The sequence below is a fragment of the Pseudomonas sp. TKO26 genome (assembly GCF_003225665.1).
GTDB lineage: Bacteria > Pseudomonadota > Gammaproteobacteria > Pseudomonadales > Pseudomonadaceae > Aquipseudomonas > Aquipseudomonas saponiphila.
In genome coordinates this window covers 63,287-84,131 of record NZ_QKLN01000014.1, presented here as the reverse complement: position 1 = coordinate 84,131, position 20,845 = coordinate 63,287, and the positions used below count along the sequence as shown (strand labels likewise).

The 20,845-nt window shown below is 61.3% G+C and carries 18 protein-coding genes; 7 read left to right on the top strand and 11 right to left on the bottom strand.

The window, feature by feature from the left end; translation table 11 throughout:
* Nucleotides 1-2: 2 nt before the first annotated feature.
* The 10 genes from DNK59_RS19705 to rpsB form a co-directional block, all read right to left on the bottom strand.
* Entirely contained in the window at nt 3-506 is a 504-nt protein-coding gene (locus DNK59_RS19705) for an OmpH family outer membrane protein (RefSeq protein WP_016964695.1), read from the bottom strand.
* Nucleotides 507-551: 45 nt separating this feature from the next.
* Nucleotides 552-2,939, bottom strand: a complete 2,388-nt coding sequence (gene bamA, locus DNK59_RS19700) for an outer membrane protein assembly factor BamA (protein WP_110724270.1) — start codon at nt 2,937-2,939, stop codon at nt 552-554.
* A 74-nt stretch (nt 2,940-3,013) separates the two neighbouring features.
* Nucleotides 3,014-4,366, bottom strand: a complete 1,353-nt coding sequence (gene rseP / locus DNK59_RS19695) for a sigma E protease regulator RseP (RefSeq protein WP_110724269.1) — start codon at nt 4,364-4,366, stop codon at nt 3,014-3,016.
* 48 nt (nt 4,367-4,414) lie between these two features.
* Complete coding sequence (gene ispC, locus DNK59_RS19690; protein WP_110724268.1) at nt 4,415-5,605, bottom strand: 1-deoxy-D-xylulose-5-phosphate reductoisomerase; 1,191 nt, start codon at nt 5,603-5,605, stop codon at nt 4,415-4,417.
* Nucleotides 5,602-6,408, bottom strand: a complete 807-nt coding sequence (locus tag DNK59_RS19685; RefSeq protein WP_110724267.1) for a phosphatidate cytidylyltransferase — start codon at nt 6,406-6,408, stop codon at nt 5,602-5,604. The genes ispC and DNK59_RS19685 overlap by 4 nt, the downstream gene beginning before the upstream one ends.
* Nucleotides 6,408-7,163 (bottom strand): polyprenyl diphosphate synthase, encoded by a 756-nt coding sequence (gene uppS / locus DNK59_RS19680; RefSeq protein ID WP_110724266.1) that lies wholly within the window; start codon nt 7,161-7,163, stop codon nt 6,408-6,410. Before uppS ends, DNK59_RS19685 begins: the two co-directional genes overlap by 1 nt.
* Before the next feature lie 15 nt (nt 7,164-7,178).
* Nucleotides 7,179-7,736 carry a ribosome recycling factor gene (frr, locus tag DNK59_RS19675; protein WP_011059527.1) on the bottom strand — a complete coding sequence of 186 codons (558 nt, stop codon included), beginning with the start codon at nt 7,734-7,736 and terminating at the stop codon, nt 7,179-7,181.
* Nucleotides 7,733-8,476, bottom strand: coding sequence for a UMP kinase (gene pyrH / locus DNK59_RS19670; protein WP_011059526.1), 744 nt, complete (start codon nt 8,474-8,476; stop codon nt 7,733-7,735). The genes frr and pyrH overlap by 4 nt, the downstream gene beginning before the upstream one ends.
* 208 nt (nt 8,477-8,684) lie before the next feature.
* Nucleotides 8,685-9,551: a translation elongation factor Ts gene (gene tsf / locus DNK59_RS19665; RefSeq protein WP_110724265.1), complete on the bottom strand. Its 867-nt coding sequence runs from the start codon at nt 9,549-9,551 to the stop codon at nt 8,685-8,687.
* Nucleotides 9,552-9,754: 203 nt separating this feature from the next.
* Nucleotides 9,755-10,492, bottom strand: coding sequence for a 30S ribosomal protein S2 (gene rpsB, locus DNK59_RS19660; RefSeq protein WP_011059524.1), 738 nt, complete (start codon nt 10,490-10,492; stop codon nt 9,755-9,757).
* A 407-nt stretch (nt 10,493-10,899) separates the two neighbouring features.
* On the opposite strand from rpsB, the gene map reads away from it, so the two are divergent.
* The 3 genes from map to dapC are packed head-to-tail and all read left to right on the top strand — an operon-like array spanning nt 10,900 to nt 15,671.
* Complete coding sequence (map, locus tag DNK59_RS19655; RefSeq protein ID WP_047302039.1) at nt 10,900-11,682, top strand: type I methionyl aminopeptidase; 783 nt, start codon at nt 10,900-10,902, stop codon at nt 11,680-11,682.
* A 48-nt stretch (nt 11,683-11,730) separates the two neighbouring features.
* Nucleotides 11,731-14,433, top strand: coding sequence for a [protein-PII] uridylyltransferase (locus tag DNK59_RS19650; RefSeq protein WP_110724264.1), 2,703 nt, complete (start codon nt 11,731-11,733; stop codon nt 14,431-14,433).
* Nucleotides 14,434-14,471: 38 nt separating this feature from the next.
* Nucleotides 14,472-15,671: a succinyldiaminopimelate transaminase gene (dapC, locus tag DNK59_RS19645; RefSeq protein WP_110724263.1), complete on the top strand. Its 1,200-nt coding sequence runs from the start codon at nt 14,472-14,474 to the stop codon at nt 15,669-15,671.
* Nucleotides 15,672-15,743: 72 nt separating this feature from the next.
* Here dapC and DNK59_RS19640 read toward each other — a convergent pair whose 3' ends face one another.
* Nucleotides 15,744-17,390, bottom strand: coding sequence for a Na+/H+ antiporter (locus DNK59_RS19640; protein WP_092320021.1), 1,647 nt, complete (start codon nt 17,388-17,390; stop codon nt 15,744-15,746).
* Between the two features lie 237 nt (nt 17,391-17,627).
* Here DNK59_RS19640 and DNK59_RS19635 point away from each other — a divergent pair, with 237 nt between their 5' ends.
* The 4 genes from DNK59_RS19635 (at nt 17,628) to DNK59_RS19620 (ending at nt 20,741) form a co-directional block, all read left to right on the top strand.
* The gene (locus DNK59_RS19635) at nt 17,628-17,990 is read left to right on the top strand and encodes an ArsC family reductase (RefSeq protein ID WP_011059519.1); all 363 of its coding nucleotides are present in this window, start codon (nt 17,628-17,630) and stop codon (nt 17,988-17,990) included.
* 33 nt (nt 17,991-18,023) lie between these two features.
* Complete coding sequence (gene dapD / locus DNK59_RS19630; RefSeq protein WP_092320019.1) at nt 18,024-19,058, top strand: 2,3,4,5-tetrahydropyridine-2,6-dicarboxylate N-succinyltransferase; 1,035 nt, start codon at nt 18,024-18,026, stop codon at nt 19,056-19,058.
* Between the two features lie 76 nt (nt 19,059-19,134).
* Entirely contained in the window at nt 19,135-20,340 is a 1,206-nt protein-coding gene (locus DNK59_RS19625; protein ID WP_092320017.1) for an aminotransferase class V-fold PLP-dependent enzyme, read from the top strand.
* Nucleotides 20,337-20,741 (top strand): SufE family protein, encoded by a 405-nt coding sequence (locus DNK59_RS19620; RefSeq protein WP_110724262.1) that lies wholly within the window; start codon nt 20,337-20,339, stop codon nt 20,739-20,741. Before DNK59_RS19625 ends, DNK59_RS19620 begins: the two co-directional genes overlap by 4 nt.
* Nucleotides 20,742-20,845: the final 104 nt, after the last annotated feature.

Genomic DNA, 20,845 nt, shown 5'->3' with positions numbered 1-20,845 from the left:
GCTTACTTCAGCTGATTCATGCGCTCGATAACTTGGCGAGTGATGTCGTACTGAGGTTTGACATCGATCACTGCGCCACGCTCGAAGACCAGGTCGAAACCGCCTTTCTTGATGACTTCTTCAACTGCGCTGTCCAGCTTTGGCTTCAGTTGCTTGAGCATCTCGCGGTCAGCAACAGCCTTGGCTTCGTTCAGTTCCTTGGACTGGAACTGGAAGTCACGGGCCTTTTGCTTGAACTCGAGCTCCAGACGTTCACGCTCGCCCTGCTGCATCTTGTCGCCACCGGCCACCAGGCGATCCTGGATACCCTTGGCGCTGCTTTCCAGGGTTTTCAGCTTGGTCAGTTGCGGACCGAACTTTTTTTCGGCGTCCACTGCGTACTTCTTCGCCGCATCGGACTCCAGCAGTGCCATCTGATAGTTCAGAACGGCGATTTTCATTTCGGCAAACGCCGGGCTCGCGACCAGAACGGAGGCCAGGAGAACCAATTGAGTCAACTTACGCACGATGCACTCCTACAAAATCCATTGTCGTTATCTTGGGTCAGGCTATTAGAAAGTCTGACCGAGGGAGAATTGGAACACCTGGGTCTCAGCGTTATTCGGTTTCTTCACTGGCATCGCCAGGGCGAAGCTCAATGGACCCAGGGCCGTAACCCAAGTCACACCGACGCCCACGGAGCTGGCCAGGTTGCTGAGGCTGATGTCATTGCACTGCGTGTTGGAGGAAACGCCGTTGGTATTTTTCACGTTCGAGCACTTGGAATCGAACACGTTACCCACATCCCAGAACACCGACGTCCGCAGGGAACGCTGATCCTTGACGAATGGCAGTGGGAACAACAGCTCGGCACCACCCTGGATCAAGACGTTACCACCGAACGGCAGCGGATCCTGGTCAGGGTCGGCTGCAGTGCCTACGTTGCCCGTTACACCAACACCGCGACTTGGGGTACTGCGTGGACCCAACGTGCTGTCCTTGAAGCCACGCACCGAGTTGAAACCACCAGCGTAGTAGTTCTCGTAGAACGGCAAGCCATCGGTTGAACCGTAGCCATCACCGTAGCCGAGCTCGGTATGGAAGCGCATGGTGTAGTTTTCAGTCAGCGGCTGGAACATCTGGCCACGGTAATCAAGCTTGAAGAACGAAAGATCGCTACCCGGGGTGGTGGTTTCCAGAACCAGACTCTGAGAGTGGCCTCGGGTGGCCAGCACACCTTTGTTCAAGGTCGACTCGGACCAGCCGGCGGATGCCTTGAAGTTCAGGTAGTTGCTGCCCTGCTGATTCACGAAGTCGAAAATCTCATCGACGGTGTACAAGCCAGTCTTGATCTTGTCCTGCTGCGCTGTCAGGCCGAAGGTCAGGCGCGAAGTCTCGCTGATCGGGTAGCCCACGCTGACACCGGCACCCAGGCTGTCCACCGCATAGCTGGCGACGTTGACGTCGAGGTCTTTGTAGTCAGTGGTGCGATAGAAAGCGTTGTAGCCCAGGCTCACGCCGTCGGCGGTCCAGTAGGGGTCGACGTAGCCGAAGTTGTAGCGGCTCTGGTATTCGCTGCGGGTCAGACCAATGCTGACCTTGTTACCAGTACCCAGGAAGTTGTTCTGGGTGATCGAACCACCGAGGATCAGACCGGCACTCTGGGCGAAACCGACGCTGGCGGTGATCGAACCGGAGGCTTGCTCTTCAACTGCGTAGTTCACGTCAACCTGGTCATCGACACCCGGAACAGCCGGAGTCTCGACGTTGACCTCCTTGAAGAAGCCCAGGCGCTCCAGGCGAGTCTTGGACTGGTCGATCAGGTAGGTCGAAGCCCAGCCACCTTCCATCTGACGCATTTCGCGACGCAGCACTTCGTCCTCGGACTTGGTGTTGCCACGGAAGTTGATGCGATTGACGTAGGCACGCTTGCCCGGGTCCACCACGAAGGTGATGTCCACGGTGTGATCTTCATCATGGGGCTGAGGCACGCCGTTGACGTTGGCGAAGGTGTAACCCTCGTTACCGAGACGACGAGTGATCAGTTCGGAAGTGGTGGTCATCAGCTTGCGCGAGAAGACTTGCCCCTTCTCCACCAGCAACAGCGCCTTGACCTGGTCCTCAGGGACTTTCAGGTCGCCGCTGAGCTTCACGTCACGAACGCTGTACTTCTCGCCTTCGTTGACGTTGACAGTGATATAGACGTGCTTCTTGTCCGGGGTGATGGACACCTGGGTCGAAGCGATATCCATGTTGATATAGCCACGATCGAGGTAGTAGGAGCGCAGACGCTCCAGGTCACCGGAGAGTTTTTCACGGGCGTACTTGTCGTCGTTCTTGAAGAACGACAGCCAGTTGGTGGTCTTGAGTTCGAACAGGCCGATCAGGTCTTCATCAGGGAAAACCGTATTGCCCACCACGTTGATGTGCTGGATGGCGGCGACCGTGCCTTCGTTGATCTTGACCTTCAGGCCAACGCGGTTGCGTGGTTGCGGCACCACTTCGGTTTCAACGGAAGCCGAGTAACGACCCTGGGCAACATATTGACGCTGCAGTTCGTTACGCACGCCTTCAAGGGTCGCGCGCTGGAAGATCTCGCCTTCGGCCAGGCCAGATTGCTTCAGGCCCTTCATCAGGTCTTCGGTAGAGATCGCCTTGTTGCCTTCGATCTCGATACTGGCAACCGACGGCCGCTCGACTACCGTAATGACCAGGACGTTGCCATCGCGGCCCAGCTGGATGTCTTGAAAGAAACCGGTTTTGAACAGCGCACGAGTGGATTCCACCAGGCGACGGTCGTCCGCCTGCTCGCCGACGTTCAACGGCAAGGCACCAAAGACGCTACCCGCGGATACGCGCTGAAGGCCGTTGACGCGGATATCGGAGATAGTGAAGGACTCGGCGTGAACTTCGGCGATCATCAATACGGTGAGAACCGCAGTTAGCAGCAGACGTTTCATGAAGTCCTTTCTTATTCCAACTGGCAATAAACAAACTGCCGCAAAATGCGGCAGATTCGCAATTCAGCGAAGCGTTACAGACGACCCAGATCGTTGACCAGAGCAAGCAGCATGACTCCGACCACCAAGCTGATACCGATCTGTATCCCCCAACCTTGCACCCGATCCGACAAGGGACGACCACGCGCCCACTCGATCAGATAGAACAACAAATGCCCCCCATCCAGTACCGGGATGGGCAACAAATTCAGAACACCCAGGCTAATACTCAGATAAGCAAGGAAATTCAAGAAATCAGCAATGCCCGACTGGGCAGAAGCGCCCGCCACTTTAGCAATGGTTATCGGTCCACTCAAGTTTTTTACCGAGAGCTCGCCGAACAACATTTTCTTCAGTGATTCCAGGGTCAGGACGCTCATGGTCCAGGTCCGCCGGGCCCCTTCTCCGATGGCCTCCAGCGGGCCATAACTGACCTCGCGAAGCATCTCCGGCGGCCAGTCTACCGCCTTCACCCCGGCGCCAAGATAACCGCTGGGGGCCTTGCTTTCACCACGACTGGCCAACGTGACCGGGATCTCGACCTGAGCACCATCGCGCTCCACCTGCAGCACAATCTTGCTGCCAGGATGCATCCGCACCCAATCGACCACCTGCTGCCAGTCATTGAGCGGCTGCCCATCGAGGGCCAACAGACGATCACCGCTTTTCAGGCCAGCCGCCTGGGCCGGGCCTTTCGGGTCCAGCTCAGCCAGCACCGGCGGCAAAGCCGGCCGCCATGGGCGAATCCCCAGGGAGCGGATAGGGTCCGGCTCATCGGCCCCTTTGAGCCACTTATCCAGTACCAGCTGACGAGGCGACTCCGCAGTCGCGCCCTGCTCGCGCACCAACACCTGCAAGGCGCCACTTTCACCCAAACGACGCACCAGTTGCAGGTTGACCGCTGCCCAGCCTGTGGTCGGTTCGCCATCGATGGCGATGATTTCCTGACCGGCGGCAAGGCTTGCCTGCGCCGCGATACTGCCCGCCTCGACATCACCGATAACCGGACGCACTTGCTGGCTACCCAGCATCGCCAGGCCCCAGAAGAACACCAGTGCCAGGAGGAAGTTGGCAATCGGCCCCGCGGCAACAATAGCGATGCGCTGGCGAACCGATTTGCGATTGAAGGATTGATCCAGCTCCTCGACGGCCACTTCGCCTTCACGCTCATCGAGCATTTTCACGTAGCCGCCCAGCGGAATGGCGGCGATCACGAACTCGGTGCCACGACGATCGTGCCAGCGCAGCAGTGGCATGCCAAAGCCCACGGAAAAGCGCAGCACCTTGACGCCACAGCGGCGCGCGACCCAAAAGTGACCGAATTCGTGGAAGGTGACCAGCACGCCCAAGGCTACCAGGGTGCCGACAATCATATAGAGCGCGCTCATCTACTTTCTCCGCAATCCTGTTCGCCGCCACTCGCGCGGTCGCGCATCCTATCGCCCGTTACGCTGCAACCATTGTTCCGCCAGGCTCCGGGCCTTGGCGTCCGCCGCAAACACCGCATCGAGCTCATTGACTGCGACTACAGGTTCACGGACTAAAACTTCGTCGATGATACTCGCGATTTCCGGGTAACGGATGCGCCGTTCGAGAAACGCCGAAACCGCCACTTCGTTGGCCGCATTGAGCATCGCCGGCGCACTGCCACCCGCCTCGGCAGCCTGACGCGCCAATCGCAGACAAGGAAACCGCTGCTCGTCGGGCGCTTCGAAGTCCAGGCGGGCAATCGCAAACAGATCCAGCGGCGCAACACCGGAGTCGATACGTTCCGGCCAGGCCAGAGCATTGGCGATGGGCGTGCGCATATCAGGATTACCCAACTGCGCCAGCACCGAACCGTCGACATAATCCACCAGGGAGTGGATCACGCTCTGAGGATGCACTACCACTTCAACCTGCGAAGGCCTGGCATCGAACAACCAGCAGGCCTCGATCAGCTCCAAGCCCTTGTTCATCATGCTCGCCGAATCCACGGAGATCTTGCGCCCCATGGACCAGTTCGGATGGGCACAAGCCTGCTCGGGCGAGACACGCTCAAGCTCGGCCAGCGGCGTCTGACGGAACGGACCGCCCGAGGCAGTCAGCAGAATCCGACGCACTCCGATTGCCCCCAACCCCCGAGAGAAGTCGGCTGGCATGCACTGGAAGATCGCATTGTGCTCGCTGTCGATGGGCAGCAGCACCGAACCACTCTTGCCCACCGCCTGCATGAACAGTGCGCCGGACATCACCAAGGCTTCCTTGTTGGCCAGCAGAATTTTCTTGCCGGCCTCGACGGCCGCCAGGGTCGGGCGCAAACCGGCCGCCCCGACGATCGCCGCCATCACCGCATCGACCTCGGGCGCCGACGCGACATCACACAAACCTTGTTCACCCACCAGAACCCGAGTCGACAAACCGGCAGCCCGCAGCTCTTCCTGCAAACGACTGGCGGCAGCCACCTCCGGCACCACCGCAAAGCGCGGCACGTGACGAATGCACAAGGCCAGCAACTCGGCCAGACGACTGAACCCGGTAAGGGCAAACACCTGGTAGCGATCCGGATGACGGGCAATGACATCCAAGGTACTCAGCCCAATGGAGCCCGTTGCCCCCAGAACCGTTACCTGCTGGACAGCACTCACAGTCCGGCCATCCACAGCAGCACCGCAAACACCGGGATAGCCGCTGTCAGGCTATCGATACGATCGAGCACGCCACCATGACCCGGCAACAGGTTACTGCTGTCCTTGATGCCCGACTGACGCTTGAACATGCTCTCGGTCAGATCCCCGACCACGGAAATGAACACCACGATGGCCGCTCCCAGCAGCCCCAGCAGGATCTGCCCGACACTCCAGCCACGCACCAGCCCAACCACGGCAGTGATCACCAGGCTCAAGGCCAGGCCGCCATACACCCCTTCCCAGCTCTTGCCAGGACTGACCTGGGGCGCCAGCTTGCGCTTACCGAAAGCCTTGCCGGAAAAATAGGCACCAATGTCCGCGCCCCATACCAGCACCATGACCGACATGATCAACCAGTTACCCAGCGGCAGCTGCTTGATGAACACCAGGCCCTGCCAGGCCGGCAACAGGATCAACAGACCGATCAGCAGCTTGGGTGCGGCTCCCGACCATTGCTCGCTGGTGCGCGGGTAAGTCAGCACCAGGAACGTCGCCACCGCCCACCACAGCACCGCCGCGCCCAGCACCCAGGGGGCAACGCCGGGAACCAGGTGCATGAGCAGCAACATCGCTGCCACCACCAGGGCAAAGGCGACCCGAGCCGGCTGCGCTTCGAAACCGGCCAGGCGCGCCCACTCCCAGGCTCCCAGGCTCACCACCAGGCCGATGAACAGGGCAAACCCCGAACCCTCCAGCAGGAAAAACCCGCACAAAGCGATCGGCAGCAGGATCAGTGCAGTAATGATTCGTTGTTTAAGCATTAAACCCGGGCTCCAGCCTCGACCTGCTCGCTCGTCTTACCGAAGCGGCGCTGGCGAGATGCGTAATCGGCCAGCGCATTGCGCATGGCTTCGTGTTTGAAGTCCGGCCAGAACAGGTCGGAGAAATACAACTCGGCATAGGCCAGTTGCCACAACAGGAAGTTACTGATGCGATGCTCGCCACCGGTACGGATGCACAAGTCCGGCAATGGCAGGTCGCCGGTTGCCAGGCAGGTCTGCAACAGGCCTGGGGTGATGTCCTCGGGCCGCAGATGACCGGCCTGAACCTCTCGCGCCAGGCGCTGGGCAGCCTGGGCGATGTCCCACTGCCCGCCATAGTTGGCGGCAATCTGCAGGATGAAACGATCAGGACCGGCGGTAATGGCCTCCGCCTCGCGCATCGCCGCCTGCAACTCGGGATGGAAGCGCGAACGATCGCCAATGATCCGCAAGCTGATGCTGTTTTCGTTGAGGCGCTTGGCCTCACGACGCAACGCCTTGAAGAACAGATCCATCAAGGCGCTGACTTCATCAGCCGGGCGCTGCCAGTTTTCACTGGAAAAGGCAAACAGGGTCAGCACCTCGACCTTGGCCTCAGCGCACACTTCGATCACTGCGCGCACCGCATCGACACCCGCCTTATGCCCGGCAACACCCGGCATGAAGCGCTTTTTTGCCCAGCGGTTATTTCCGTCCATGATGATCGCGACATGGCGCGGCACCGAGGACGACACGGACTGCTTGGTCTTTTCCATGAAAACGCCTGACCCTTAAACGGCCATCAAGTCCTTTTCCTTTTCCTCAGTCGCCTTGGCGATCTGAGCTTCAAAGTCCTTGATCAGCTTATCGATTTCAGCGCTGCCACGACGCTCTTCGTCTTCGCTGATTTCCTTGTCCTTGGTCAGCTTCTTCAACTCGCCCAGGGCATCGCGGCGGATATTGCGCACAGCAACCCGCGCATCTTCGGCCGCAGCACGCGCCTGCTTGGTGAAGCCCTTGCGGGTTTCCTCGGTCAGCGGCGCCATCTTGATCAGCAGCAGCTCGCCCAGGTTGGTCGGATTGAGGTTAAGACCAGCACTACCAATGGCCTTGTCGATGGCACCAAGCATGTTGCGCTCGAACGGCACCACCTGCAGGGTCTGGGAGTCCTTCACAGTCACGTTGGCAACGCCGCTCAACGGCGTGTCGGTACCGTAGTAAGGCACCATCACGCTGCCCAGGATGCTGGGGTGAGCCTTGCCGGTACGGATCTGGCCGAATGCGTGCGCCAGCGATTCCAGGGACTTTTTCATGCGCTCCTGGGCGTCTTTCTTGATTTCGTTGATCATTGTTCGCCTTCCTCGATCAGGGTTCCTTCAGCGCCACCATGCACGATATTCAGCAGGGCGCCGGGCTTGTTCATGTTGAATACCCGCAGCGGCATCTTGTGGTCGCGGCACAGGCAGATGGCCGTCAGGTCCATCACTCCCAGCTTGCGATCCAGCACTTCATCGTAAGTCAGATGATCGAACTTCTCGGCATGCGGGTCCTTGAACGGGTCTGCAGTGTAAACACCGTCGACCTTGGTTGCCTTGAGCACGACATCGGCATCGATCTCGATGGCGCGCAGGCAGGCTGCGGAGTCGGTAGTGAAGAACGGGTTGCCGGTACCGGCCGCGAAAATCACCACCTCTTTGGAGTTCAGGTGGCGCATGGCCTTGCGACGGTCATAGTGATCGGTCACGCCCACCATCGAAATGGCGGACATCACGATGGCCGAGATATTCGCACGTTCCAGCGCGTCGCGCATGGCCAGGGCGTTCATCACAGTGGCCAGCATGCCCATGTGGTCGCCCGTGACCCGATCCATCCCGGCCGCGCTCAATGCGGCGCCACGAAACAGGTTGCCACCACCGATCACCAAGCCTACCTGGACGCCGATGCCGACCAACTGGCCGACTTCCAGCGCCATGCGATCCAGCACCTTGGGATCGATCCCGAACTCTTCCGAGCCCATCAGGGCCTCGCCGCTAAGCTTGAGTAGAATGCGTTTATAGCGAGCTTGATAACCACTGCCCTGCTGAGCCATTGCGAATCTCTCCTGCGGCGTATTTTAAAAATTCTTTGCGGGCTGTTTTCAGCCTGCGTTCACTCTAGCTTGACGCTGTCACAGCGCCATCAGAACACGACTTTGTAAACCGGTTCCGAGGTAAAACAACAAAATTGCCCTGCCCATTTGAAAAGAGGCTGCGCGCGTGAGCGGGCAGCCTCTTCTGGGCGACAGTTGAAAAACCGTCTTACTGTTGCTTGGCAGCAGCCAGTTGTGCAGCTACTTCTTCAGCGAAGTTGTCTTCTTTCTTCTCGATGCCTTCGCCTACGGCGAAACGAGTGAAGGAAACGATTTCAGCGCCGCCTTTCTTGGCCAGAGCACCTACGGTGATTTCTGGATCCTTGACGAAGGCTTGCTCAACCAGGCTGGCTTCAGCCAGGAACTTGCTGATACGGCCGGCGATCATCTTCTCGACGATTTCAGCTGGCTTGCCTTTCATCTTGTCTTCGTTCAACTGCAGGAACACAGCCTTTTCGCGCTCGATGGCTTCGGCGGAAACTTGCGAAGGCAGCAGGAACTCAGGGTTGCTTGCTGCTACGTGCATGGCGATGTCTTTGGCCAGTTCAACGGAACCGCCCTTCAGGACAACCGCAACACCGATCTTGTTACCGTGCAGGTAAGTACCGACCACGTCACCTTCAACGCGGGCCAGACGACGGATGTTGACGTTCTCGCCAGTCTTGCCAACCAGGATCAGACGGTCAGCTTCTTGAGCTTCGATCAGCGGAGCGGCGTCGGTCAGCTTGTCAGCGAAGGCTTTTTCAACGCTGGCAGCAACGAATGCCTTGAAGTCGTCCTGCAGAGCCAGGAAGTCGGTCTGCGAGTTCACTTCCAGCAGGACAGCGGCTTTGCCGTCGTCCTTGATGGCGATGGCGCCTTCAGCAGCCACGTTGCCTGCTTTCTTGGCAGCCTTGATGGCGCCGGAAGCACGCATGTCATCAATGGCTTTTTCGATGTCGCCGCCGGCCTTGGTCAAGGCCTTTTTGCAATCCATCATGCCTTCGCCGGTACGCTCGCGCAGTTCTTTGACCAACGCTGCAGTAATCTCTGCCATTTTCAAAATCCTCTTGGATAGGTTTTCAACCATTCCACCCGATCGAACGGGCGTTCAATTCTTGGGCACTGCCCCGAATTCATTTCATAACAGCCCCGGATTACAGAATCTGTCGGGGCGCGACGACGAAATGATTTTCGAGTTGGCAAAAAGGGGGCCAAGCCCCCTTTTTGCGTGCTGAGTAAACGCTAAGCGTCAGTTACTCAGGCTTCAGCCGCCGGTGCTGCAGCTTCTTCGAACACTTCGGTGCCGCCAGCAACGTTGTTGCGACCACGGATCACAGCGTCAGCCATCGAACCCATGTACAGCTGGATGGCGCGAATGGCGTCATCGTTGCCTGGGATGATGTAGTCAACGCCTTCCGGGCTGCTGTTGGTATCGACAACGCCGATGACCGGGATGCCCAGCTTGTTGGCTTCGGTGATCGCGATGCGCTCGTGGTCGACGTCGATCACGAACAGTGCGTCAGGCAGGCCGCCCATGTCCTTGATACCACCCAGGGAACGATCCAGCTTTTCCAGATCGCGAGTGCGCATCAGCGCCTCTTTCTTGGTCAGCTTGGCGAAAGTGCCGTCTTCTGCCTGCACTTCAAGGTCACGCAGACGCTTGATGGAAGCACGGATGGTTTTGTAGTTGGTCAGCATGCCGCCCAACCAGCGGTGATCGACGTACGGCGAACCGCAACGTGCTGCTTCTTCAGCAACGATCTTGCCAGCGGAACGCTTGGTGCCGACGAACAGAATCTTGTTTTTGCCCTGGGCCAGACGCTCTACGAAAGTCAGAGCTTCGTTGAACATTGGCAGGGTTTTTTCAAGGTTGATGATGTGAATCTTGTTGCGCGCGCCGAAAATGTACTTGCCCATTTTCGGATTCCAGTAACGGGTTTGGTGACCGAAGTGCACACCGGCCTTCAGCATATCGCGCATGTTGACTTGGGACATGATAGTTCCTTAATAAGTCGGGTTAGGCCTCCACGTATCCCAATGACCAACCAACAGCATGTGCTGAGGGCACCCAGGTCATCGTGTCGACACGTGTGTGGGTTTGGGCTTTTCGGGGCATCCCCGGAAAGCGGCGCATTTTATACCACAGCAAGGGCCAAAACGGAACCCGGATTCACATCCGCCGATCCTTGAAGTTTTTGCCCTGTAGTTGGAATCGGCCCAGAATGCGCCATTGTATGCAGACAAGCGCCAGCAGAACCTCAGATTTGCGCTGAGCGTCTGTTAGAATCGCACCTTTGCGGCTTCCGAAAACCTCACCTAGCCCCTCCCGGCACCAGCCTTGCCGGGGCAGGTTTTCAAGCCATTCCGTGTTTATCGCGCCACTGAGCGTCAAGAGAGCCTGTATGACCGTCACCCTCAAAACCCCCGAGGACATCGCCAAAATGCGTGTCGCCGGCAAACTGGCCGCCGAAGTGCTGGAGATGATTGCCGAGCATGTCAAACCCGGTGTCACCACCGAAGAACTGGACCGCATCTGCCACGACTACATCGTCAACGTGCAGGGCGCCATCCCGGCCCCGCTGAACTACAAGGGCTTCCCCAAGTCCATCTGCACCTCGATCAACCACGTGGTGTGCCACGGCATCCCCAACGAGAAGCCGCTGAAGGATGGCGACACCCTGAACATCGACGTGACCGTCATCAAGGACGGCTACCACGGCGACACCAGCCGCATGTTCCACGTCGGCAACGTGCCGGTCTGGGCCGAGCGCCTGTCGCAGATCACCCAGGAATGCATGTACAAGGCCATCGAACTGGTGAAGCCGGGCTGCCGCCTGGGCGACATCGGCGAAGTGATCCAGAAGCACGCGGAAAAGAACGGCTTTTCGGTCGTACGCGAATTCTGCGGCCACGGCATCGGCAAGGTGTTCCACGAAGAGCCGCAGATCCTGCACTACGGCCGCGCCGGCACCGGCATGGAACTCAAGGCCGGCATGACCTTCACCATCGAGCCGATGATCAACCAGGGCAAGGCCGACACCAAGGTGCTGGGCGATGGCTGGACCGCCATCACCAAGGACCGCAAGCTCTCGGCGCAGTGGGAACACACCCTGCTGGTCACCGAGACCGGCTACGAAATCTTCACCCTGCGCAGCGACGACACCATCCCCCGGGTATCTGCCTGACCGACAACGCCGCGTCCCGACCTTATAGATAGAAAGGAAAGCCAATCGATGCCGCAGGTGGATCCCGAACTCTTCGACCGCGGCCAGTTCCAGGCGGAACTGGCGCTGAAGGCCAGCCCCATCGCCGCCTTCAAGAAAGCCATCCGCCAGGCACGGGAAGTGCTGGACAACCGCTTTCGCAGCGGACGGGAAATCCGCCGGCTGATCGAAGACCGCGCCTGGTTCATCGACAACATCCTGCAAAAGGCCTGGGACCAGTTCAGCTGGAGTGAAGACGCCGACATCGCCCTGGTGGCAGTCGGCGGCTACGGCCGCGGCGAGCTTCACCCCTACTCCGACATCGACCTGCTGATCCTTCTGGACAGCGCCGATCACGAGATCTTTCGCGACTCCATCGAACGCTTCCTCACCCTGCTCTGGGACATTGGCCTGGAAGTCGGACAGAGCGTGCGCTCGGTGGACGAATGCGCCGAGGAAGCCCGGGCCGACCTGACGGTGATCACCAACCTGATGGAAAGCCGCACCATCGCCGGCCCCGAGCACCTGCGCCAGCGCATGCTGGACGTCACCAGCACCGCGCACATGTGGCCGAGCAAGGACTTCTTCCTGGCCAAGCGCGCCGAACAAAAGGCCCGCCACCACAAGTACAACGACACCGAATACAACCTGGAGCCCAACGTCAAAGGCTCCCCCGGCGGCCTGCGGGATATCCAGACCATTCTCTGGGTCGCCCGGCGCCAGTACGGCACCCTCAACCTGCGAGCCCTGGCTGGCGAAGGCTTCCTGGTGGAAAGCGAGAACGCCCTGCTGGCGTCATCCCAGGAATTCCTGTGGAAGGTCCGCTACGCCCTGCACATGCTCGCCGGGCGTGCCGAGGACCGCCTGCTGCTGGATCACCAGCGCTCCATCGCCGAGCTGCTGGGTTTCAGCGGTGAAGACGTCAAGCAGTCGATAGAAAGCTTCATGCAGCAGTACTACCGGGTGGTGATGAGCATCGCCCAGTTGAGCGACCTGATCATCCAGCACTTCGAAGAGGTGATCCTCGCCCCCGAGGACGAAGCCCCGCCGCAGCCGATCAACGCCCGCTTCCAGCTGCATGACGGCTATATCGAGGCGATCAACGACAACGTGTTCAAGCGCACACCGTTCGCCATGCTGGAAATCTTCGTGCTGATGGCCCAGCACCCGGAGATCAAAGGCGTGCGCGCCGACACCATCCGCCTGCTGCGTGAACACCGGCACCTGATCGATGACGACTTCCGCCACGACATCCGCAACACCAGCCTGTTCATCGAGCTGTTCAAGTGCGAGATCGGCATCCACCGCAACCTGCGGCGGATGAACCGCTACGGCATCCTCGGGCGCTACCTGCCGGAGTTCGGCTTCATCGTCGGACAGATGCAGCACGACCTGTTCCACATCTATACCGTGGACGCGCACACGCTGAATCTGATCAAGCACCTGCGCAAGATGCAGTACACGCCGATCTCCGAGAAATTCCCCCTGGCCAGCAAGCTCATGGGCAAGCTGCCCAAGCCCGAGCTGATCTACCTGGCCGGCCTGTACCACGACATCGGCAAGGGCCGCCACGGCGACCACTCGGAGATCGGCGCGGTGGATGCCGAAGCCTTCTGCGTCCGCCATCAACTGCCTCTGTGGGACACCCGGCTGATCGTCTGGCTGGTGCAGAACCACCTGGTGATGTCCACCACCGCCCAGCGCAAGGACCTGTCCGACCCGCAGGTGATCCACGACTTCGCCCAGACCGTGGTCGACCAGACCCGCCTCGACTACCTCTACGTACTCACGGTCGCCGACATCTACGCCACCAACCCGACGCTGTGGAACTCCTGGCGCGCCAGCCTGTTGCGCCAGCTCTACACCGAAACCAAGCGTGCCCTGCGCCGCGGCCTGGAAAACCCGGTGGACCGCGAAGAGCAGATCCGCCAGACCCAGAGCGCCGCCCTGGACATCCTGGTGCGCAACGGCACCGACCCGGACGAAGTGGAGCAACTCTGGTCGCAACTCGGCGACGACTACTTCCTGCGCCACACCGCCGGCGACGTGGCCTGGCACAGCGATGCGATCCTCCAGCAACCGGCCGACGGCGGGCCACTGGTACTGATCAAGGAAATCACCCAGCGCGAATTCGAGGGCGGCACCCAGATCTTCATCTACGCCCCGGACCAGCACGACTTCTTTGCGGTGACCGTGGCCGCCATGGACCAGCTCAACCTGAACATCCATGACGCGCGCATCATCACCTCCAGCAGCCAGTTCACCCTCGACACCTACATCGTCCTGGACAACGACGGCGAGTCCATCGGCAACAACCCGCAGCGGGTCGAACAGATCCGCAAGGGCCTGACCGACGCCCTGCGCAACCCCGACGATTACCCGACCATCATCCAGCGTCGGGTGCCGCGCCAGCTCAAGCATTTTGCCTTCGAGCCCGAGGTGACCATCCACAACGACGCCCAGCGTCCGGTGACCGTGCTGGAGCTCAGCGCCCCGGATCGCCCTGGCCTGCTGGCGCGAATCGGCAAGATCTTCCTGGAGTTCGACCTGTCGCTGCAGAACGCCAAGATCGCCACCCTGGGGGAGCGCGTGGAAGACGTGTTTTTCATCACCGACGCGCACAATCAGCCCCTTTCCGACCCCCAACTGTGCAGCCGCCTGCAGGATGCGATCGTCGAGCAGTTGAGCGTCAGCCACGAACCGAATATCGAAATGACCCGCCTGAGCATCTGACGGGACTGAATTGCCGCCTTGAGTGAGATACCGCACCGATGAACAACGCTCTGAACCAGTTGCAGCCTTACCCGTTCGAAAAGCTGCGGGCCCTGCTTGGCACCGTGACGCCCAACCCGGACAAGCGTCCGATCGCCCTGTCCATCGGCGAGCCCAAACACCGTTCGCCGAGCTTTGTCGCCGAAGCCCTGGCCAGCAACCTCGATCAGATGGCTGTGTACCCCACCACCCTGGGCATCCCGGCCCTGCGCGAAGCGATTGGCGCCTGGTGCGAACGACGCTTCGGCGTGCCAAGCGGCTGGATCGACCCGGCACGCAACGTATTACCGGTCAACGGCACCCGCGAAGCCCTGTTCGCCTTCACCCAGACCGTGGTCAACCGCGGTGACGACGCCCTGGTGGTCAGCCCCAACCCCTTCTATCAGATCTACGAAGGCGCAGCCTTCCTCGCCGGGGCCAAGCCGCACTACCTGCCGTGCCTGGATGAAAATGGCTTCAACCCGGACTTCGACGCCGTGCCGGCCGAAATCTGGCAGCGCTGCCAGATCCTCTTCCTGTGCTCCCCGGGCAACCCCACCGGCGCGCTGATCCCGCTGGATACCCTGAAAAAACTGATCGCCCTGGCTGACGAACACGACTTCGTGATCGCCGCCGACGAGTGCTACAGCGAGCTGTACTTCGACGAACAGACCCCGCCGCCGGGGCTGCTCAGCGCCTGCGTCGAACTGGGCCGCAAGGACTTCAAGCGCTGCGTGGTGTTCCACAGCCTGTCCAAGCGTTCCAACCTGCCGGGCCTGCGCTCCGGTTTCGTGGCCGGCGACGCCGATATTCTCAAGGGCTTCCTGCTGTACCGCACCTACCACGGCTGCGCCATGCCGGTGCAGACCCAACTGGCCAGCGTCGCCGCCTGGAACGACGAAGTGCACGTGCGCGCCAACCGCGCCCTGTACCGCGAGAAGTTCGATGCGGTACTGGCGATCCTCGCGCCGGTGCTCGACGTGCAGCGTCCGGACGGCAGCTTCTACCTGTGGCCGAACGTGGCCGGGGATGACGCCGCCTTCTGCCGCGACCTGTTCGAACAGGAACACGTCACCGTGGTGCCGGGCTCCTACCTGTCCCGGGACGTGGACGGCACCAACCCGGGTGCCGGGCGAGTGCGCATGGCACTGGTCGCTCCGCTGGCGGAATGCGTGGAAGCCGCCGAGCGGATTCGCGACTTCATTCTGCGCCGCGCTTAAACCCCTTCGCCGGCAAGCCGGCTCCTACACCCTCCTTGTAGGAGTCGGCTTGCCGACGAAAGCTTCATTCGTTCACTTCACCACCCCCAGATTCGCCTCGCTCAAATCCAGGTCCGCCAACACCTCTCGCAGCACATCATCACCGATCTGGTGATGCCGGCTCAGGCGGTACAGTTCCAGCCGTTGCGCACGCAGGGCCTTGAGCCGCAGGCGGCGCTCCAGCAAGTCCATCTGCAACGCCAGGGCCTGGGCCTCGGCGGAATCGTTATAGACCTCCAACTGATGCCGGTACTCGGCCATCAAGCGTCCCTTGAGTTCAGTGGCCAGTGCTGCCTGGGCCGCATCGGGGGACTCATTGGTTTCCGCCACTTCCTCGGCTTCCAGGGCATGTATCGCCGCCTCGGCAGTCTTGCGCCAGGCATCGCGAACTTCGCCGCGGCGCTTGTCGTCGGGGCTCTTCACAATGCCGCGCAGCAGCAGCGGCAGGGCAATGCAGGCCGCCACCAGGGACAGAAGGATCACCCCGGCAGCGATAAAGATCAGCAGGTCACGTTCGGGGAAGGCCTCCCCCGCGCCCAGGAACAAAGGCACCGACATAACACCGGCCAGAGTCACCGCCCCACGCACCCCGCCCACTGTCAGCAGCCAGCAGGAGCGCGCGGTGGGCACCAGGGTCAGCTCGCCCTTGCCACGCCAGCGCCGCAACAGCCCGGACAGGCGCCAGATGCTCTGCACCCAGATAAAGCGCAATACCAACAGCACCAGGAAGATCGCCAGCACATCCAGGCAGCGATAGAACAGGGTTGGCCAGAGCGAAGTCTCATGGCTGACCACGGCCTTGATGATGTCCGGCAGTTGCAGTCCCAAGAGCAGGAAAATCAGGCCGTTGAAGGCAAACTCCAACAACGACCAGACGCTGCGATTGAGCAGTCGGGTGCTGGTCTGGCGTGGCAACAGGTCGAGCCAGCTCTGCATCATCCCCGCCGCCACGGCGGAAAGGATGCCCGAAGCCCCCAACCGCTCGGCCAGCACATAAGCGGCGAACGGCAACAGCAGCATGAACACCACGTGGGTTGCCGGGTCGTCCCAGCCGCGGGCGATCATCCAGGCGCGCAGGCGCCCGACCAGCCAGCTCAGGGCTACGCCGACCGCCAGCCCGCCCACCGCCACCAGGACAAAGGTCAGGCTGGCATTGGCCAGGGAAAACACCCCGGTCACGGCCGCCACCAGGGCGAACTTGAAGGTCACCAGGCCCGAGGCGTCGTTCATCAGGGCCTCGCCCTGGAGCATATGCATCAGCGGGGTCGGCAGGCGGTTCTGGGAAATCGCCGACACCGCCACGGCGTCGGTGGGCGACAGCACCGCGGCCAGGGCGAAGGCCACCGGCAGGGGAATGCTCGGCAACAGCCAGTGAATGAAGTAGCCGGCGCCGACCACGGTGAACAGCACCAACCCCACCGCCAGGGTCAGGATCGGCCCGCGCAAACGCCAGAATTCGCGCTTGGGCATGCGCCAGCCATCGGAAAACAGCAGTGGCGGCAGAAACAGGAAGAGGAACAGCTCCGGGTCCAGGGTCACGTGCAAACCCAGGGTCGGCCAGGCCAGCAAGGCGCCGGCGGCGATCTGCACCAGGGGCAGCGGCAGGGGAATGACCCGCCCGACAAGACGCGAAAGGCTCACCAGCATCAGCAGGATGAGGACGGTGTAGGCGGATTGCATAAAGCGGGTTTCCCGATCTGAAACTTCAAAGCAGACACGCGACAGCGGCAGGAATTCACCGCAGAAGTGCCATATTAGCCGCTTAAGCTGCTGTCACGCCGCTGCACAAAAGTCGCAACGGCGCAAAGGCACGGAAACACAATGCGACAAAGCCCCGCGCCAGCCGACGCCGAATCGGTGCGGTCGTGGCATAATCCGTGACCTTTGATCTCCAGCATCTCCAAAGGGGGCAATTCCTTGACCGCTTCAAGCAAAACGTTGCACCTTTTCGGCATCAAAGCCTGTGACACCATGAAAAAGGCGCGCACCTGGCTCGATGAACACGCTGTCAGCTATGACTTCCATGACTACAAAACCTCCGGCATTGACCGTGAGCACCTGAATCAGTGGTGCGACGAGCACGGTTGGCAGGTGGTGTTGAACCGCGCGGGCACGACCTTTCGCAAACTCGATGACGAAAGCAAAGCCGATCTCGACCAGGCGAAAGCCGTTGAACTGATGCTCGCGCAACCTTCGATGATCAAGCGCCCGGTGCTCGATCTCGGAGACAAGACCCTGATTGGCTTCAAGCCAGACCTTTACGCAGCGGCGCTCAAGTAAGCCTGCTCACTCAATTTCGCAAGAGGTAACTGCATGTCCACCACCCTGTTCAGCCTGGCCTTCGGTGTCGGCACCCAGAACCGCCAAGGCGCTTGGCTGGAAGTGTTTTACGCGTCGCCACTGCTCAATCCTGCGGCTGAAATCGTTGCCGCGGTAGCACCGATCCTCGGTTACAGCGAAGGCAACCAGGCCATCACCTTCACCAACGCCCAGGCCGCACAAATGGCCGATGCCCTGAAAAGCATCGACGCCACCCAGGCTGCCCTGCTGACTCGCCTGGCCGAGAGCCACAAGCCGCTGGTGGCGACCCTGCTGGCCGAAGACGCCCAGCTGACCTCCACCCCAGAGGCCTACCTGAAGCTGCACCTGCTGTCCCACCGCCTGGTCAAGCCACACGGCCTGAGCCTGGCCGGCGTGTTCCCGCTGCTGCCGAACGTGGCCTGGACCAGCCAGGGTGCGATCGACCTCGGCGAGCTGGCCGAGCGTCAACTGGAAGCCCGCCTGCGCGGCGAGCTGCTGGAAGTGTTCTCGGTGGACAAGTTCCCGAAAATGACCGACTACGTGGTGCCGAGCGGTGTACGTATCGCTGACAGCGCGCGGATCCGCCTGGGCGCCTACATCGGCGAAGGCACCACCGTGATGCACGAAGGCTTCGTCAACTTCAACGCCGGCACCGAAGGCCCGGGGATGATCGAAGGCCGTGTATCGGCTGGCGTATTCGTCGGCAAGGGTTCGGACCTGGGCGGCGGCTGCTCCACCATGGGCACCCTGTCGGGTGGCGGCAACATCGTGATCAAGGTCGGCGAAGGCTGCCTGATCGGTGCCAACGCCGGTATCGGCATTCCATTGGGCGACCGCAACACCGTGGAGTCGGGCCTGTACGTGACTGCCGGCACCAAGGTGGCGCTGCTGGACGAGAACAACCAACTGGTCAAGGTGCTCAAGGCCCGGGAACTGGCCGGCCAGCCGGACCTGCTGTTCCGCCGCAACTCGGAAACCGGCGCCGTGGAGTGCAAGACCCACAAGTCGGCCATCGAGCTGAACGAAGCGCTGCACGCTCACAACTAAGCAGCGATTCGGTTTCACTGGAACCGGCCGGGCGCTTATCATCGGCGCCCGGCCTGTTCAAACGAGTTCCGCCACCATGCTTGTACCCTCCCCCTGGCGCGCCGACTTCCCGGCTATCGCTGCCCTGCAACGCCAGGACCAGACGTACCTGGACAACGCCGCCACCACGCAAAAACCCCAAGCCCTGCTGGACGCCCTGGCTCACTACTACGCCAATGGCGCGGCCAATGTGCATCGCGCGCAGCACCTGCCCGGCGCCCACGCCACCCAGGCCTTCGAGGACAGCCGCAGCAAGGTCGGGCAATGGCTGAATACCGGTGACAGCGGGCAGATCGTCTTCACCCACGGCGCCACTTCCGCGTTGAACCTCCTGGCCTACGGCCTGGAACACCAATTCACAGCGGGCGATGAAATCGTCATCAGCGCCCTGGAACACCACGCCAACCTGCTGCCCTGGCAGCAACTGGCCGAACGTCGCCAACTCAAGCTGATCGTCCTGCCGCTGGATGCCGACGGCATGATCGATATCCAGGCGGCCAGCCACCTGATCGGCCCGAGAACCCGACTGCTGGCGCTGAGCCAGCTGTCCAACGTGCTCGGTGCCTGGCAGCCCCTGAGTCCACTGCTGGCCATGGCCAAGGCCCACGACGCACTGACCGTGATCGACGGCGCCCAGGGCGTGGTTCACGGCCGCCATGACGTACAGGCCCTGGGCTGCGACTTCTATGTGTTCTCCAGCCACAAACTCTACGGCCCGGACGGGGTCGGCGTGCTCTTTGGCCGCCACGAGGCGCTCAAGGGCCTGCGCCACTGGCAGTTTGGAGGCGAGATGGTCCAGAACGCCGACTACCAACACGCCAGCTTCCGCCCGGCGCCGCTGGGCTTCGAGGCCGGCACCCCGCCGATTGCCGGGGTCATCGGCCTGGGCGCGACCCTGGATTACCTCTCAGGCCTGGATCAGCCGGCAGTAGCTGCGCACGAAGCCGCGCTGCATGCCTATCTGTTGCAGGGCTTGCAGGCACGCAACGGCATCCGCCTGTTGGGCACGCCGCAACTGGCCCTGGTCAGTTTCGTCGTCGACGGCGTGCACAACGCCGACCTGGCCCACCTGCTGACCGAACAGGGCATTGCCGTGCGCGCCGGGCATCACTGCGCCATGCCGCTGATGAAAAGCCTGGGGTTGGCCGGAGCGATCCGGGTGTCGTTGGCGCTGTACAACGACTCCGAAGACCTGGAGCGCTTCTTCGAGGCCCTGGATCAGGCCCTGGAGTTGCTGCGATGAGCCTGCCGACGGATGCCATCACCGCCCTGGAGGTGTTCCAGGGCGCTGCCGGCTGGGAGCAGCGGGCACGCCTGCTGATGCAATGGGGCGAGCGCCTGCCGGCACTCGATGACGCGGACAAGGTCGAAGCCAACCGGGTGCACGGCTGCGAAAGCCAGGTCTGGCTGGTGGCGAGCCTGGAAAACGGTCATTGGCAATTTGCCGCTGCCAGCGACGCACGGCTGATTCGCGGCCTGGTGGCCTTGCTGCTGGCGCGGGTCAATGGCCTGACGGCGCAGCAATTGCGCGAGGTGGACCTGGCGGACTGGTTCAACCAGTTGGGCCTGTCGCGCCAGCTTTCACCTTCGCGCAGCAATGGCCTGAACGCGGTACTGCAGCGCATGGGCGAACTGGCTCTATAGGAGCCGGCCACCCTCTGCGCCCTACCGTAGGAGCCGGCTTGCCGGCGAACTGGGCCTCAAACCGAGCATCGCCCCCTTGCTCCCTTTCGCTGGCAAGCCAGCTC